Annotated in this window: 17 protein-coding genes; 11 read left to right on the forward strand and 6 right to left on the reverse strand. The window is 40.5% G+C overall.

Annotation, left to right across the window (positions count from 1 at the left end; genetic code table 11):
- Positions 1-35 precede the first annotated feature (35 nt).
- The 6 genes from phnC (at position 36) to U2718_RS04650 (ending at position 5,328) form a co-directional block, all read left to right on the forward strand.
- Complete coding sequence (phnC, locus tag U2718_RS04625) at positions 36-806, forward strand: phosphonate ABC transporter ATP-binding protein (RefSeq protein ID WP_341995497.1); 771 nt, start codon at positions 36-38, stop codon at positions 804-806.
- 47 nt (positions 807-853) lie between these two features.
- On the forward strand, positions 854-1,792 hold the full coding sequence (gene phnD / locus U2718_RS04630; RefSeq protein WP_341995498.1) for a phosphate/phosphite/phosphonate ABC transporter substrate-binding protein: 939 nt from the start codon (positions 854-856) through the stop codon (positions 1,790-1,792).
- Positions 1,793-1,982: 190 nt separating this feature from the next.
- Positions 1,983-2,786 (forward strand): phosphonate ABC transporter, permease protein PhnE, encoded by an 804-nt coding sequence (gene phnE / locus U2718_RS04635; protein WP_411813231.1) that lies wholly within the window; start codon positions 1,983-1,985, stop codon positions 2,784-2,786.
- A gap of 9 nt (positions 2,787-2,795) precedes the next feature.
- The gene (locus U2718_RS04640) at positions 2,796-3,797 is read left to right on the forward strand and encodes a phosphonate dehydrogenase (protein ID WP_341995502.1); all 1,002 of its coding nucleotides are present in this window, start codon (positions 2,796-2,798) and stop codon (positions 3,795-3,797) included.
- 17 nt (positions 3,798-3,814) lie between these two features.
- Entirely contained in the window at positions 3,815-4,702 is an 888-nt protein-coding gene (locus tag U2718_RS04645) for a LysR family transcriptional regulator (RefSeq protein ID WP_341995503.1), read from the forward strand.
- Complete coding sequence (locus tag U2718_RS04650) at positions 4,699-5,328, forward strand: class I SAM-dependent methyltransferase (RefSeq protein WP_341995505.1); 630 nt, start codon at positions 4,699-4,701, stop codon at positions 5,326-5,328. The genes U2718_RS04645 and U2718_RS04650 overlap by 4 nt, the downstream gene beginning before the upstream one ends.
- A 3-nt stretch (positions 5,329-5,331) precedes the next feature.
- Here the strand turns inward: U2718_RS04650 and U2718_RS04655 are convergent, their stop codons facing one another.
- The 4 genes from U2718_RS04655 to U2718_RS04670 all read right to left on the reverse strand — a co-directional run bounded on the left by U2718_RS04655 (position 5,332) and on the right by U2718_RS04670 (position 9,532).
- Positions 5,332-6,114 carry a class I SAM-dependent methyltransferase gene (locus U2718_RS04655; protein ID WP_341995507.1) on the reverse strand — a complete coding sequence of 261 codons (783 nt, stop codon included), beginning with the start codon at positions 6,112-6,114 and terminating at the stop codon, positions 5,332-5,334.
- A gap of 140 nt (positions 6,115-6,254) precedes the next feature.
- The gene (locus U2718_RS04660) at positions 6,255-6,530 is read right to left on the reverse strand and encodes a hypothetical protein (RefSeq protein ID WP_341995509.1); all 276 of its coding nucleotides are present in this window, start codon (positions 6,528-6,530) and stop codon (positions 6,255-6,257) included.
- Between the two features lie 1,064 nt (positions 6,531-7,594).
- Entirely contained in the window at positions 7,595-8,434 is an 840-nt protein-coding gene (locus U2718_RS04665; protein ID WP_341995511.1) for a phytanoyl-CoA dioxygenase, read from the reverse strand.
- A gap of 30 nt (positions 8,435-8,464) precedes the next feature.
- The gene (locus tag U2718_RS04670) at positions 8,465-9,532 is read right to left on the reverse strand and encodes a glycosyltransferase family 2 protein (RefSeq protein ID WP_341995514.1); all 1,068 of its coding nucleotides are present in this window, start codon (positions 9,530-9,532) and stop codon (positions 8,465-8,467) included.
- 437 nt (positions 9,533-9,969) lie between these two features.
- Between U2718_RS04670 and U2718_RS04675 the strand changes: the two genes are divergently transcribed.
- From U2718_RS04675 to U2718_RS04695, 5 genes are all read left to right on the forward strand, one after another.
- Positions 9,970-10,683, forward strand: coding sequence for a response regulator transcription factor (locus U2718_RS04675; RefSeq protein WP_341995739.1), 714 nt, complete (start codon positions 9,970-9,972; stop codon positions 10,681-10,683).
- 54 nt (positions 10,684-10,737) lie between these two features.
- Positions 10,738-11,778, forward strand: coding sequence for a HAMP domain-containing sensor histidine kinase (locus U2718_RS04680; protein ID WP_341995741.1), 1,041 nt, complete (start codon positions 10,738-10,740; stop codon positions 11,776-11,778).
- A 131-nt stretch (positions 11,779-11,909) separates the two neighbouring features.
- Positions 11,910-12,815: a S1C family serine protease gene (locus tag U2718_RS04685; RefSeq protein WP_341995516.1), complete on the forward strand. Its 906-nt coding sequence runs from the start codon at positions 11,910-11,912 to the stop codon at positions 12,813-12,815.
- 121 nt (positions 12,816-12,936) lie between these two features.
- Positions 12,937-13,545 carry a S1C family serine protease gene (locus U2718_RS04690; protein WP_341995518.1) on the forward strand — a complete coding sequence of 203 codons (609 nt, stop codon included), beginning with the start codon at positions 12,937-12,939 and terminating at the stop codon, positions 13,543-13,545.
- The gene (locus U2718_RS04695; RefSeq protein ID WP_341995519.1) at positions 13,542-14,189 is read left to right on the forward strand and encodes a response regulator transcription factor; all 648 of its coding nucleotides are present in this window, start codon (positions 13,542-13,544) and stop codon (positions 14,187-14,189) included. Before U2718_RS04690 ends, U2718_RS04695 begins: the two co-directional genes overlap by 4 nt.
- A gap of 11 nt (positions 14,190-14,200) precedes the next feature.
- On the opposite strand, the gene U2718_RS04700 is transcribed toward U2718_RS04695, so the two are convergent.
- Positions 14,201-14,410, reverse strand: coding sequence for a hypothetical protein (locus U2718_RS04700; protein WP_016873032.1), 210 nt, complete (start codon positions 14,408-14,410; stop codon positions 14,201-14,203).
- Between the two features lie 210 nt (positions 14,411-14,620).
- Positions 14,621-15,139, reverse strand: coding sequence for a hypothetical protein (locus U2718_RS04705; RefSeq protein ID WP_341995522.1), 519 nt, complete (start codon positions 15,137-15,139; stop codon positions 14,621-14,623).
- Between the last annotated feature and the right edge of the window lie 189 nt (positions 15,140-15,328).

A 15,328-nucleotide genomic window follows, 5' to 3' on the forward strand; every position in this document is an offset into this window, starting at 1 on the left:
TTTATTACCCCAACTATCGTAATTTTCTAAGAATTATGATTGAGCTTGACGGCTTGAGCGTAACTTACTCTGGCGGAATTCAAGCCCTGAAATCAATTTCTCTGGACTTTTACCAAGGGCAGTTTACAGTGATTTTGGGAGCTTCTGGCTCAGGTAAATCAACGTTACTTCGGTGTCTAAATGGACTCAGGCAGGTGAGTGCAGGGCGCATAACTATTAAAGGTTTGGGAAAGCTACAGGAACCCAAGGTGTTGCATCAGCACCGAAAACGCACAGGCATGATTTTTCAGCAGCACCAGTTAATTGGACGACAGACTGCACTAGAGAATGTACTTATTGGTCGTTTAGCTTATCATTCTATATTGCGGAGCTTATTGCCATTACCAAAAGCAGACAAATACATTGCCTTAGAGTGTTTAGACAGAGTTGGGCTTTTGAGTAAGGCTTTAGTACGAGTGGATAACTTAAGTGGCGGGCAGCAGCAACGGGTAGGAATTGCTCGTGCTTTGGCGCAGCAGCCACAGTTAATTCTGGCAGATGAACCAGTCGCCAGTCTCGATCCTGCCAGTGCTCATAAAGTTCTTTCTTTTCTGCGTCAGATTTGTGAAGAAGATGGCATCTCCGTGATCGTTAGCCTGCATCAAGTTGATTTAGCAAGAGCTTATGCTGATCGCATCGTTGGGCTATCTCAGGGTTGTGTAGTTTTTGATGGCAGTGCGGCGGAGATTGGGGAGAGCGAACTTGATGGGATTTACGACAACACTGATGATACAGCCCCCAATCAATTAGAAGAAGTTGCCAGTTGAAATTTCAAGCAATTCATCATACTGTCTCAACTATCAGGAGAATATCAATGGCGATTGCAATCAATAAACAAGTACTTGCCTCTGTCGCATTAGCCGTGTTTGCGCTAGTTGGCTGTCAAGCCTCCGAAAATAAAACTACTACTAATGCTTCTTCTCTGAGTGCTAGCCCTGCGGCTGTAGTCGATCCCGATGTCGCCGATCCCAAAACTTTAAAAGTCGCCCTGCTACCTGATGAAACTCCTTCAACAATTATCAAAAATAATCAGGGGCTAGAAAAGTATCTAGAAGAAAAGTTGGGTAAAAATGTTGAATTAGTAGTAACTACCGACTATTCTTCTATGATTGAAGCTGCAAGTAATGGTCGCTTAGACTTAGCATACTTCGGCCCGTTGTCCTATGTATTGGCTAAAACGAAAAGTAATATTGAACCATTTGCAGCTTTAAAAAAAGATGGTGACACAACCTACCAGTCAGTAATTATTGCCAATACTACTAGCGGTATTGATTCCATTGAAAAAGCTGCGGGTAAAACAGTAGCATTTGGCGATCAAGCTTCAACTTCCAGTCATTTAATTCCCAAATCAATGCTGGCTGAGAAAGGCTTGCAACCCAAACAAGACTATCAGGAAGCCTTTGTCGGTTCTCATGATGCAGTTGCAGTTGCAGTTCAAAATAACAATGCTCAAGTTGGTGGATTAAGCAAACCAATTTTTGAAACCCTAATTGAGCGCAAAGTGATTGATAATAATAAAGTTAAGGTGATAGCAGAATCTAAACCATATCCTCAATACCCCTGGACAATGCGCTCTGACTTAAATCCAGAACTAAAGGCAAAAATTCGCTTGGCATTTCTCGATCTCAAAGATGAAAAAGTTTTGAAACCTTTCAAAGCAGATGGGTTTGGTGCAATTGACGATCAAGACTATGACGTAGTGCGTGATTTGGGCAAAACTTTAAATCTTGATTTAGCTAAATTGAATCAGTAAGCAACTTGTTGGGAGAATCGTTTGTAGAGTGCAAATCTAGATTCTCCAACAATCTTACAGCGGTTTTCTGTAAGGTGGGCATTGCTCTCCAATATTTAAAAGGTTTACTAAATAGTTTTGAATCTCATACCATTTCATAATTTACCCATCACTACTGACTCACCTGATTTTTATATCAAGTTTCATGACAATAAAAACTTACCAAAAATTTGAGACGCTGCTGAGAGAACAACGGCGACAGAGATATCGCTATTTGTTACAAGGGGCTATAGTTGTTGTTATTGTAGCGATATCTTTTTTTCTAGTTGGTCTTTTGGATACGGAACGATTGGCAAAAGGAGTACCGAGTGGTATTAACCTAATTCGCCAGATGCTTCCGCCTGACTTTAGTGAAGCCGCAAGTTGGATCGAGCCTCTATTTGACACATTGGCAATGAGTATTGCCGCAACAGCGATCGCAGTAGGCTTTTCTTTGCCACTATCATTGTTGGCTGCTGCCAATACTACACCTCATCCAGTGGTATTTCAATTTGCCCGTCTGCTCTTTAATGGTTTAAGAGCCGTACCAGAATTGATTATGGGTATTATTTTGGTTGCTGCGGTTGGCTTTGGAGCGCTGCCAGGTGCATTAGCAGTGGGGCTGCACTCGATTGGGATGGTAGGCAAGTTCTTTGCTGAATATATAGAACATGTCAATGAAGCTCCGATTGAAGCTGCACGCGCTGCTGGTGCAAACAATTTTCAAGTCATTTACCATAGCGTTTTGCCTCAGGTGCTGCCACAGATGCTAGATGTTACTCTTTACCGTTGGGAATACAATTTCCGCGCCTCCACCGTGATGGGAGCAGTTGGTGCAGGTGGAATTGGTTTTGAATTGATTGGAGCTTTACGTATTCTTAACTACAAGGAAGTCTCGGCGATATTACTTGTAATCTTAGCAATGGTAACGCTGGTAGATGGATTTAGTGGATATTTGCGTCGGCGTTTGGTTTGAGGATTGCTTATGAAGCCCAAAGTTGTGATTACTCACTGGGTGCATCCAGAAGTGATTGAATATCTTAGCGGTTGCTGCGAGGTAATTGCCAATCCCAGCCGGGAGACTTTACCCCGTGAGGAAATCCTGAACCTGGCAAAAAATGCGGATGCGTTAATGGTATTCATGCCCGATCGCATTGATGAAGCATTTCTCCAAGTCTGCCCCAAGCTCAAAGTTATTGCTGCTGCCCTCAAAGGCTACGATAATTTTGATGTTGATGCCTGCACGCGTCGAGGTGTCTGGTTTACAATCGTTCCTTCCCTGCTTGCTGCCCCTACGGCTGAACTCACAGTTGGGTTAATAATTGGATTAGCACGTCGGATGCTAGAAGGCGATCGCCTGATTCGCGCCAATCGCTTTGTTGGTTGGCAACCTCAGTTATATGGAATGGGATTGGCAAATCGCACACTGGGAATTGTAGGCATGGGTATATTGGGAAAAGCCCTTGCCCAACGCCTGTCAGGATTTGAAATGCAACTGCTCTACTGCGATCCTGTTACTTTACCTGAGGAGCAAGAGCTAGCTTGGGGTTTATCAAAGGTATCTTTTGAGATTCTACTAACTACCAGTGATTTTGTCGTCTTGATGGTACCAATACAACCAGAAACATTTCATCTCATGAATCCCAATACTTTAGCAAAAATGAAACCAGGCAGCTTTCTAATTAATCCCTGTCGCGGTTCTGTAGTAGACGAGCAGGCTGTAAGTGAAGCACTAGCCTCTGGGCATTTGGCAGGCTATGCTGCTGATGTGTTTGAAATGGAAGATTGGCATCGTAGCGATCGCCCCCATAATATTCCCCAGTATTTACTGGAAAATCAAAATCAAACTTTTCTGACGCCCCATCTCGGCTCTGCTGTTGACGATTTGCGCCGCAACATAGCACTAGAAGCTGCCGCAAATATTCTGCAAGTTTTACAGGGTAAATCTCCCCAAGGTGCAATTAACTGCCCCGCTCAATCTAATTAGTTATGATATTGACGTGAATGAATTTGGATTATGTACAAACTTTTTTAGCAGTTGTGCGCACGGGGAGTTTTCGTGAAGCTGCCAAACAACTGGGAATTTCTCAGCCTGCTGTCTCCCAACACATCAAAAAGCTAGAAGAAATCCTCAAATCTCAATTAATAGTTCGCGATCGCAAAGGCAACCAATTGACTTCTGCCGCCCAAATATTTCTTCCCTATGCCGAGAGCTTGGTTTTGACAACAGAGCGAGCAGTGTCTGCCCTCAAACTCTCGAAACTCACAATTGGAGCAAGTTCTAACATTGGTATTTACCTTTTACCCTCCTATGTAAAACATTATTTGGAGCAATATGGAAATTCCTGCCATGTTGATTTAGCAATTGAACCAAATCCGGCGATCGCTCAAAAGCTGGAAACTGGAGTAGTAGATTTAGCGCTGATGGAATGGTGGGATCATCGCCCTGGCTTTACAGTTCAACTCTGGCAAAGTGAAGAACTAGTATTGATAGTGCCACCACATCATCCTTGGTGTAATTTGCCCAGTCTGCCCAAAGCCTATCTAGAAACTATCGAAATGCTAGGTGGTGAACGAGGTACAGGTACAGGGCGTTTGCTCCAACAGTACTTTGGCGAGCAATTTGCAAAAAAGATGCGAATTTCTATGCAATTAGGTAGCACTGAAGCCGTTAAACGAGCAGTGCAAGCAGGGCTGGGAGTTTCAATAGTACTGTCAAAATCAATTACTCAAGAAGTTCAAGCAGGTATACTACAAGCAATTCCGATTCATGTGGATGGCAAGCCTTTACGCAAAGAACTGTTTGTGATTTGGCGCAGTGGTTTATCCGCTAATCATCCATCTCATCGATTTGCACAGATGTTGTTACATGAAGCGAAAAACTCATCATGATCGAAACTAAAGTTAGCCAGCAATATAACCAGATGGCGAGCGTCTACGATCGCCGTTGGAGTGGGTATATTTTAAATACGCTATTGTTCCTCAAAAATTGGGCAGAGATTCCACCATCGGCAACTGTGTTAGATGTTGGCTGTGGAACTGGGGAGTTTGAAAAGATTGTACTAGCTGAAAATCCAACTCAACATATGGTTGGGGTGGATATTTCCCAGAAAATGTTAGCAATAGCTCAAAAAAAGTGTCATGAGTACAATAACGTCTGTTTTCAAACTGCTTCTGCCTTACAACTCCCTTTTGCAGATGATAGTTTTGATGTCATTGTCTCAGCCAGTGCCTTTCACTACTTTGTTGCCCCCGATGCAGCGCTGACAGAAATGAAACGAGTTCTCAAACCTGATGGTTGCGTGGTAATTTTGGATTGGTGCAGAGATTATTTTTTGTGTCAGGTTTGTGATATCTTACTTAAAATTTTCGATCCTGCCTACAAGCAGTGCTACTCTCAAGCTGAATTTCATCGTTTGCTGACGGCGGCAGGATTTGAAATTCGTCGCGCGAGTCAAGTCAGATTTGGTATTTTGTGGGGAATGATGATTGTTACAGCTACACCTCAGCCAAAATAACCATCAGACACGCTCCCCCACTACCCAAATAAAGGTGTTACGAAAAGTAATTGCGCCAGAAGCATCTGTATATTTCTTTGCTGTATCTTCGACTTTCTCCCGTACCGCAGTTTCTCCAACTGCATTCATGGCTGCTTGCAAAGAACCTGCCGAAGACAAAGCACGCCAGCATATATCTATGTTAGGGTAACTAAAATCACAACGAGTTTCACCCTGTTCTACAAAACGCAATCCCGAATTTTCAATCAGTGCTGGCAATACTCCGGGTGCAGAGAGCGCAAAAGGGCCACCTCCCGACGGTTTAGAAGGTAAAATATTGACTATTCTACTAAAGACATCTCTCATTTCGCAGTCTTCTGGTTTGCCCCAAGAAGCGATCGCCACTCTTTTGTGCAAGCGAGTTACTCTTGCCAATTCTTTAATCGCTTGCTCCATATCGCTAGCATACATAACTGAGTTGAGTGCGATCGCACCATCAAATTCCTCATTACCTAAGGGCAGTGATTCCAAATCGCCTTGTTCAAACCGTGCTTGAGGTAATCGTTGACGTGCGATCGCCAACAGCAAAGCACTAGCATCAACACCTGTCACCTCACATCCAAGCTTGGCAGCTTCCATGCACGCACCACCCGCACCGCATCCAGCATCGAGAATCTTCATGCCTTCTCCAGCACGAATAGCATACAAAACATCTTGCCAAAGTGGAACAGAGGTAGCTTCTTGATAATTAGCCCAATCTTCGGCTGCTGCTCCCCATAATTTTCCCTGTATGTCAGCAGATCCCATGACTTACCTCTTCCATGATTTGTAATCACCTAGCATTTTAAAATGCTCAGAGAGGCTTGAATGTCAAATAAGGCTGATTTGATTTAAACTTAGACACCAATAAATTAATGTATATACATCAAACTACATAATAAACCCAGCTATGCCATGTGAAGCACAAGGCCAAATGCAGATATGGCTACAAGCACGGGAACTACTGTGCTGAATTTAAATTCCTTGAGTTTAAATGTTTGTACCAAAGATATGGGAATCAATAAGGGCCATAAAATGGTTGTCAGCACAAACATTACTAGAGATAGAAAACTTTCTTCTGGAGAACAAGTAGGATGACGTAGAGAAAATCTTAAGTAAGTGAGAGAAAAGTAGCCAGTTGTGACTAAATAACTAACAACTAGAGCTAATTGTATCCTATCCACTGCCAACACTCCTTAAGTTTTTATTCTTCAGTAAAATAACTTATATTACCCGATTTCAAGCTTCAATAGTTGCTAATACTAAAGTTGTGAGCTTCTTGGCAGCTAACAACCACATATTTTGGTCATTATTTATTGCTCACGGGATTTTGTATATAAGCCGTACAAGGCTCTGGGTATTGTACTTAGCCCAAATATAGCCATAGCTAATAATTCTGGTAGAACCATTATGTATGTCACTCTTTATCCAAGGCTGATCTATTTGAGATAAATGCTAATGGAATTCAGAAGCACGCTACAACAGTACTTTCACTTAATTAAAATTTATTTTAATGAGAGTATTGATTAGAAGATTGGAATAGGAGTATCTTCGCAAAATTATTCCAGTTGCGGTTCAAGTATAAATTTTTAAAAATAAAATGAAATAAGCAATAGAAAATTTATATATTTGTAGCAAATTTTACTTTTTCTTAATTTGGATATACAAATATCTATACATGAGTATATAATAGTAGAGTTTAGTCTTGAGAATGGCTGTTAGGAAACAAGTAGGCGATCGCAGCCCAACCAGACAAAGCTATTAAGCCGATAAAAACCATAGCAAAGAAAAAAGCAGGCATAGTTATAACTGAATTTATAAATCTTTTTTTAAGTGTGCTAATTTATGTTCTATTTTTTCAGGTTTAACTGAAAAATCATAAACAATAATACTTTCACGCTATTAATTTCATATGACGTAGATATGTCTAACTTATGTCAGTGCCTTTGAGCAAAAATTAAAGATACTATCTTTTTTCTAGTTAGCTTTTGATTTTCATGTGAGCGCTGCTATCTCAAACGGCAGCATTTTTTGCAAACGCAGGGTAGATAGTTTATTAGGTTTATAGTTTATACCACTATAAATTTATATTAGCTAACTACGCCAGTTGTTTATCTAGTAAATATTCGCAGTTGTATGTAAGTGTAGCAATAGTGAGTTTATCCATATTTAAAATTTTTAATGAAGCATGATATTAATTCTCACTTTTGCTCATGTATTGAAAGTAGAGTTAGAAAAATTGAAAAATTTAAGTTAAATCAGGTTCTAGATGTAACTCTGGTTTAGCAAAAGTATTATCCCAGTATTGGGTACATAATTCTGGTCGTTTGGGGGGATTAGCAGTATAAACAAAAAAGAGCGCTGATCTGTCGTGTGTCCGTAGAGTTCCATGATGCAAGGCTCTTTTTGTATCTACAAAAATGACTGTACCTGCTGCTCCCACACATGATTTCCAGTTTTTTTCAGGAATAATGTCCTTCAACTGCTCATTGTTAATGCCTAAATAACCAGATTGCCGAAGCTTGTGGTAAATCCGGTAATAATTCAAGCTAAATAATGAGGTTAAAGGTGGGGGTACGTATTCAAAAGGCCCATGATGTGCTTCTACATCACTTAAATATATAATAATTTTAAGAATCCGTCGGTCTTCTGAGTCTTTGTGCCAAAGGAGTATACCAAACTGATTTTTGTTGGGAAAGTCTTTGCGTAAATGCACTCCATGAAAGGCAATAGGAAGTCCGATGTAGTTTTCAACGATAGAGAGTAGTCTTGGTTCTCGTCCCCACTGAGAAAATTCTAGTAAATCCGTCACTGTGTAAATCTGTGGTAACTTTTCAGCTATATGGTTGTTATTTACCGCCGACATTCTAGATAATTGAGTATGTGCTGCTTGCAGAAGACTATTAGTAGAGTCTAATCCCAACTCTTCCAAGGAAGTAACATAAGCTCCGTCTCGTTTGAGAGCTTCAACTATTAGGTGATCACGCTCTTCCAAAGTAGGCAATTTTCGTGCATATTTGGAGAGCGCGACTCTATAATCTAACTCAGATCTTAATTCAGATAGTTTACTCAAAATCTTGTTAATCATATGTAAATAATACTAATTATGATTGTTGCTCTAATAAATTAATCCTTTTTTCTGTTCTAAACCGATGGCTCTGTGATGCAATTTTGAGTTACTGAATAGTCCCACATCAAAAATAGATAAAATAACTAAAGTTAAAAAAGGAACTATCGTTTTGATAGTGAATATAGGCCATCTCCTAAATGCACCGAAGAAAACCCTCAAATTAACTTCTTGGAAGTTCTTTAAAATCATCCACCTGCAAAATTGCTTAGAATAACCATTTTTCTCTAGTTTTAGCAGAACATCAGATATGTGTTTGTACTGCATTAATAATGCAGATTTTGGCTCTTTCTGCCAATAACTCATACCGACAATACATTCTATATATGTATTTTTAGTGACAACTACTCTCCCATTTGCAGCACAGTAACCTGCTAAATATGCCAAAGATATCCAATTATTTGCAGCATTTTCCCAGCTTTGAAGAGCGCTTTGTACTAGATCTGTTCGGTATATAGAAGCAGTAAGAAAAATCACTGCACCCACGCTTTTTGAAAAACAGTATTCAAATATAGCTTTGCCATCAATATGACTATCTTCACTATCAACATCAAACCAACGGTTCCCAACTATTTTTGGTGGGTGAACAGGTTCATTAGTAAATTTATTACGACCAGAAAAATTGAGAAAAATCAGTGATAAATTATCGTATTTTTTCAGTTTACTAATAATATATGAAATCGTTTGATTCTGAATATGATCATCATCACCGATGACCCAAATAAATTTTGTTTGCGCAGATTTTAAGCAATGAATAATATTTGGCATTACACCAAGATTTTCTAAATTTATATTGGTTCTAAATGTAATGCCTCTAGAACTTTTCTGCCATTTTTGTATAACTTCTTGAGTATTATCAGTTGAACAGTTATCAGAAACAAAAATTTCGCATTCTTCTTCAAATCCATTAATATCTTGAATCAACCATGCTAACTGTTGGTCAAGTAATTCGGCACGATTATAGGTGGGAATAGCAATAGTGAGTAATTTATTTTTGGCATTCACGACAGAGAGGGCTTTCTGTTGCTCTGTCTGTTGGTTGAGTTGCTCCAATTTCATTTGCCTCTAAGAAGAGTGAATTATTTTTAAATTCAATGAAAAAGTAAGATTAGAACCTAATGAGAACTCTAAAGCACAGAAAATTAAAAACTTGAGTATAATAGTGTAAAAATGAAGAAAAGCGAATCTAATTTACTATAGAAATTATTAGTTATTTTGTTATCTGTGAATCTACACTTTCCTTTTTACATTCATGTGTAATTTCTGTGACGATATTGTGACATATTTATTAGCTTTAATATGAGATTAAAACTGGGTTAGCGTTTATATAAATTAATGAAAGCTACAGGATATTACTGGCTATTAAGTAATTATTTGATGTCACTGTAAATTAGCTTTTGTAATTTCTTTGTAGTTATCATTGTGTTCTTTGCGAAATCTTCAAAGAATCCATGCTTTACTGTATGATTATCGACAGAAAAACTTTCATCAGGCTAATGGAGATTTTGATTGTTGAGGATGAGCTTGAGATTGCTCAGTTAATTCAACTTTATTTGGAAAGAGAGGGATTTTCTTGTCGCCATTGTCGAGATGGAGCAACTGCAATTGAGATGTTTCAGGAGCAAAAACCTGACTTGATTATTCTGGATTTGATGATTCCTCGTTTGGACGGATTAGAAGTTTGCGCACGTATTCGACAGCAACCAAGTTCCAAAGATCCTTATATCCTTATGTTGACAGCTAAAGGTGAGGAAATTGATCGCGTTATTGGTTTGTCCACTGGAGCAGATGACTACGTGATCAAGCCCTTCAGCCCAAAAGAACTAGTAGCTCGTGTGCGAGCGCTCCTACGACGGACACTACGTCACGGTAACCAAAGTCAAATTTACCAGACTCAACACTTTATCATTGATCTCGAACAACGCTCGGCAAGACGGATTATAAATACAAATCAATCAACTCCTTTGGATCTAACAAACTTGGAGTTTGAACTGTTAGCAACATTTATGAGTTACCCCGGTCGGGTTTGGAATCGAACTCAACTAATTGACAAACTTTGGGGCAGTAACTTTTATGGCGAAGATCGAGTTGTTGATACCCACATCGCACGTCTTAGGAAAAAAATAGAACCTGATCCGGCTAATCCAACTTTTGTTAAAACTGTAATTGGAGTGGGTTATAAGTTTGAAGACCCAGTTATTTTAGGATAAATTGTGAGTAAACTCAGCTTGCGATCGCGATTACTGCTTTCCCACATTGTTGTAATGTTAGTTGGGTTGGCAACCCTTGTTATAGTGGGCAGAGTATTCTCGCCTCATCTGTTTGACCTACATTTAAAGCGTTTAGAAGGACGAGGATTTGACCTCAGTGAAATTCGCAGCGATCTGATTTGGAAGTTTGAGTCAGCTTGGAGCCGGGGAGCTTTGTGGTCACTGCTGATGGGTGCAACGGTGTCAGGTGGTTTGAGTTACATTGTTGCCAAGCGCGTCGTACAACCCTTAGTTCAGATGGAGAAAATTACTCAGCAATTTGCTCAGGGAAACTTAAAAGCGCGTGTCACTGATAGTGAAATTTTAGAGTTGAACCGCCTTGCTAACAGCTTTAACCGAATGGCATCAAACCTTGAAGATGTAGAACAGCGCCGTCGAGAACTTATAGTAGATTTAACCCACGAGCTACGTACACCATTAACAGTTTTAGAGGGTTATCTGGAGGGTTTGGCAGATGGCACCATCGAATCCTCATCAGAAGTATTTCAGCGATTAGCTGCAGAGACAACTCGATTACGTCGCTTGGTTCATAATGTTCAAGAACTATCTAAAGCGGAGGCAGGGTATTTACCCATCAATATTCAACCTATCGATCTATCTCCACTCCTGCTATCCCTGATTCAGCGATTCGCTGATCAACTAGTAGAAGATGGCCCTGTACTGCGTTTGGAGTGTCTGCCCAATTTGCCTCTGGTGTCTGCTGATCCTGAGCGAGTTGAGCAAATTATGGTCAATCTACTTGGCAATGCGTTGCGCTACACTGTTAAGGGATCTATTACAGTACGAGTTTGGAGTGAACCTCCCAAGTTATGGATTGCAGTTATTGATACAGGTCATGGTATTAAGGCGAAAGATTTACCCTTTGTCTTTGACCGATTTTGGCGATCAGAACGCTCCCGCGCCCGCAGTCCTGGCGGTACTGGGGTTGGTCTGGCCATCACACGTAGTTTAGTTGAGTTGCAGGGAGGTGAGATTCAAGTAGAAAGTGAGCTAGACAAAGGAAGTACGTTTCGGTTTTCGCTGCCATTAGCATAATATAGAGTCTATTTGTATTTTTTGCTATCCCTACCCATTTTTCTAGGTGAAATTCTGCCCAATTTTCCGATGCCATTTTTGGAGACAAAACGGGACAATTTGAGCATCTAGGAAAATTTGTGGAAAAATTTATGTCTTCATTACTAGATTTATCTAATAGTGTCGCTGCCATCGTAGAGCAGGTAGAAAAAACAGTAGTAGCAGTCAATGCTGGTACCCGCATCTCTCCTAGTGGTATCCACTGGCGTAATGGTATTATTGTCACCTCAGATGAGTCACTTCAACGCTATGACGAAATCACCGTAACTTTGGCAGGCGATCGCAAGCTACCAGTAACACTCCTGGGTCACGATCCTAGTACTGATATCGCCGTCTTTAAACTAGAAAATGCAGACATCCCAGTGGCACAAATTGGCGATGCTAAAACCCTCAAAGTTGGACATCTAGTACTGGGATTGGCAAGAAGCAGCGACGGAGACATTAGGGCTGCAATGGGTACTGTAAGTGCGGTTAGTGGTGCTTGGCGGAGTATGAGTGGCGGTAATATCGACCAGTTTATCCGCCCAGATATCACCCTTTACCCAGGTTTTGCAGGTGGGCCGCTTGTAGATGCAACTGGTTCTGTGGTAGGTATGAACACGTCAGGACGGCGGGGTACAACTCTGACTATTCCTGCTACGACAGTGAATCGAGTAGTACAGCAGTTGCTTTCTGCTGGAAGGATTGCACGCGGTTACTTGGGTGTAGGAATGCAGCCAGTACAGTTACCAAAAAATTTGCAAGTCGCGCTCAACTTATCTGCTACGACTGGGGTAATTGTGGTCAATGTTGAGCCAAATAGTCCTGCTGACAAAGCTAGTGTCACAATCGGAGATGTCTTAGTAGCGTTTGATGGCAATCCTATAACCGATACGGCTGATGTGCTAGCACTGCTAAATTATAGCGATCGCATTGGCAAAACTGTGAAAATGCAACTTGTCAGAGGTGGAGTGTTGATGGAATTAGTGATCGTTGTAGGCGAACGAGCAACAGAGTAAGTAGAGGGCTAGGGGGGATAGGAGACAGATGAGTTTAATTGTCCTGTTCCCTGCCTTTAGTGTACGCACTTCAAAAAGAGCTACTTAATTGCCAATTGACCACTAAACATTCAAGACACATATGAATACCACAACATTGACTAACATCGCTGATGAACTTGCACATTTGGGAAATAAGCTACGTGATATCACTGTGAAGGTGCATAGCAGTTATTTTTCTGGAGGTTCCGGTGTAATTTGGCAGTCTTCCCCGCTTTTTCCAGGTAGCCTGATCATTACAAACGCCCATGTTGCTTTTAGTAGACGTGCGATTGTTGAACTTGCAGATGGACGAGTATTTACGGCTATACGTAGCAAAATTGACCCAGAGTTGGATTTAGCTGCCCTCACAATTACTGCCAACAATCTACCCACTGCAACTATTGGGAATACAGATGAATTGCGCGTAGGAGAATTGGTTGTAGCGGTGGGAAATCCATTTGCAGACAAAGGTGCAGTCACTACAGGGATTGTTTCTGCGAAGAAGGAACGATTACTGATGGCGGATATTCACTTGTTTCCTGGCAATTCTGGCGGGCTTCTTGCCAACTGTCTCGGTCATGTTGTTGGAATTAATACCATGATTGTGAATGGTTTGGGTGTAGCAATTCCCAGTTCAACAGTTAAGCGTTTTCTTCGTAGTGAAAGCCATCCACAGCCTGATGCTAAAAATCCTGTGGAGAAAAGATGATTCGGGTACTGGTAGTTGCTGCATCACCTTTGGTGCGGGCAGGGTTGTCAGCAATGTTGGTAACTGATTCCAAAATCATGGTGGTAGACAGCATAGCTGACTTAAATGTACTAACAAGAGAAATTGAACAATTACAACCTGATGTGGTGCTGCTAGATTTGAGTGGCTATCTACAGAAATGGGATTGGGAAACATTGTTTCCTAACCAAGAGGAAACGTATTCCTGTGCTTGGCTATTAATTGCTGATGAACTCGACAGCCTTCACTTAGCAGAGGCACTACGTTCTGGTGTTCGAGGTATATTGCCCCAAACCAGTAGCGAATCAGAAATTATTGCAGCTGTGGAGTCAGTAAATTTAGGTTTGGTAGTTTTGCACCCTGACGTCCTTGAGTCCTTATTATCTTTAAAAGATAGTATCCGTGACACAAGTTTAAGCAATTCCATCCAAGCTTTGACGCCGCGGGAAATCGAAGTTTTAGAAATGCTCGCTTCTGGATTGGCAAATAAGGCGATCGCTAAAAGATTGCAGATCTCAGAACATACCGTAAAGTTTCACATTTCTTCTATCTTTCACAAGCTTGGTGTTTCAACCCGCACTCAGGCTGTGAGCGTGGGTGTGCGATTGGGGTTGATTATGTTATGAAATCAATAAATTTAATCATCTAATAAACTCATTAATGCTTTAAATTCAAAGTCTTGCGGCTCTGAAGATTGACACCGTAATTCTAGTAATTGCCTCTGTAATGCTTCCGCTACATAGGGCATATTAGATTCTTGTGCAATTTTTAACTGATTTTCTTTAATTTTGATTTGTCTAAGCAGGTTGTTTTCAACGTGAATTAAATCGTAGTGTTGAGCAATCATAGCTTGACATCTAGTAAAAATTTATGGAGTGAAATTAATTAAAATTTACCGTCTATGTATTATCTGACAACTGTATCAAATTTTAGATAGATTGTATAAATAGTATTAGCGTATTAGTGCAAATGTATTATTAACAGCGATCGCCTCCAATCTCTCATATCAATTTTGGATTTTGGATTAAAACCATCGCCTCCAAGCAATCTCTGTTTTTTATTCATTACCAGCAGGTTCAGCTTTCTCAACAGAATTATCACCTACTCCTAAAGTCAACTGCAAAGGGGTGCGCGATGGATACGCCTTCACTACTTGTCGATAAACCTGATAATTAGTAGGTAATGTCCGCTGTTGCTCACCAACTCTATACATTAGTTTGTACTCCACAGCTTTCAATAATTCGGGTTTGCTCGCCTGTTCTTGGGATTTTTGCCGTTGCTCCACCTCATCAACAGAAGGTCGTGGTGGTAGAGTTGGCCACCATAAACCTTGATCATCAGGCCCAATAACTGCACCAGAAGGCTTTACGCCATTGCGATTGAGCAAAGAGGTAGTAGCAAAGGTTTCAAGACGCGGTGATTTTTCAGTAGTTAAGTTATAGGCATATTTTACTTGCCAAGTATAACTAGTAAGTGCTGTGGCTTCATATTGGTCAGTAGTTGGAGTACTGCAACTGGTGAGTGTCAGCGTGACTGGTACAACCAATGTTAAAAGTGACAATATTTGCTTGCGCATAAACTGATACCTGTAAGCTTGTGTCAGCTAATATATACTTAAACAACATTAATTACACATTCTATATATTGCTTCCTTGCCTTAAGCTATAACTTTAATTTCGTCTTACAACTTATTATTGAGATTGCAACTATTGATGGAACTTAGATCTAAAGACTAACAGCTTAATTCTTCAAGTGGAGGAAACAG

Origin of the sequence: Chlorogloeopsis sp. ULAP02 (assembly GCF_038404745.2) — a bacterium.
GTDB lineage: Bacteria > Cyanobacteriota > Cyanobacteriia > Cyanobacteriales > Nostocaceae > Chlorogloeopsis.

Bases quoted from the DNA above. Each gene is read 5' to 3' on its own strand.
- phnC (WP_341995497.1), top strand. From the start codon at position 36: ATGATTGAGCTTGACGGCTTGAGCGTAACTTACTCTGGCGGAATTCAA.
- phnD (WP_341995498.1), top strand. From the start codon at position 854: ATGGCGATTGCAATCAATAAACAAGTACTTGCCTCTGTCGCATTAGCC.
- U2718_RS04640 (WP_341995502.1), top strand. From the start codon at position 2,796: ATGAAGCCCAAAGTTGTGATTACTCACTGGGTGCATCCAGAAGTGATT.
- U2718_RS04645 (WP_341995503.1), top strand. From the start codon at position 3,815: ATGAATTTGGATTATGTACAAACTTTTTTAGCAGTTGTGCGCACGGGG.
- U2718_RS04650 (WP_341995505.1), top strand. From the start codon at position 4,699: ATGATCGAAACTAAAGTTAGCCAGCAATATAACCAGATGGCGAGCGTC.
- U2718_RS04655 (WP_341995507.1), bottom strand. From the start codon at position 6,114: ATGGGATCTGCTGACATACAGGGAAAATTATGGGGAGCAGCAGCCGAA.
- U2718_RS04665 (WP_341995511.1), bottom strand. From the start codon at position 8,434: ATGATTAACAAGATTTTGAGTAAACTATCTGAATTAAGATCTGAGTTA.
- U2718_RS04670 (WP_341995514.1), bottom strand. From the start codon at position 9,532: ATGAAATTGGAGCAACTCAACCAACAGACAGAGCAACAGAAAGCCCTC.
- U2718_RS04675 (WP_341995739.1), top strand. From the start codon at position 9,970: ATGGAGATTTTGATTGTTGAGGATGAGCTTGAGATTGCTCAGTTAATT.
- U2718_RS04680 (WP_341995741.1), top strand. From the start codon at position 10,738: ATGTTAGTTGGGTTGGCAACCCTTGTTATAGTGGGCAGAGTATTCTCG.
- U2718_RS04685 (WP_341995516.1), top strand. From the start codon at position 11,910: ATGTCTTCATTACTAGATTTATCTAATAGTGTCGCTGCCATCGTAGAG.
- U2718_RS04690 (WP_341995518.1), top strand. From the start codon at position 12,937: ATGAATACCACAACATTGACTAACATCGCTGATGAACTTGCACATTTG.
- U2718_RS04695 (WP_341995519.1), top strand. From the start codon at position 13,542: ATGATTCGGGTACTGGTAGTTGCTGCATCACCTTTGGTGCGGGCAGGG.
- U2718_RS04700 (WP_016873032.1), bottom strand. From the start codon at position 14,410: ATGATTGCTCAACACTACGATTTAATTCACGTTGAAAACAACCTGCTT.
- U2718_RS04705 (WP_341995522.1), bottom strand. From the start codon at position 15,139: ATGCGCAAGCAAATATTGTCACTTTTAACATTGGTTGTACCAGTCACG.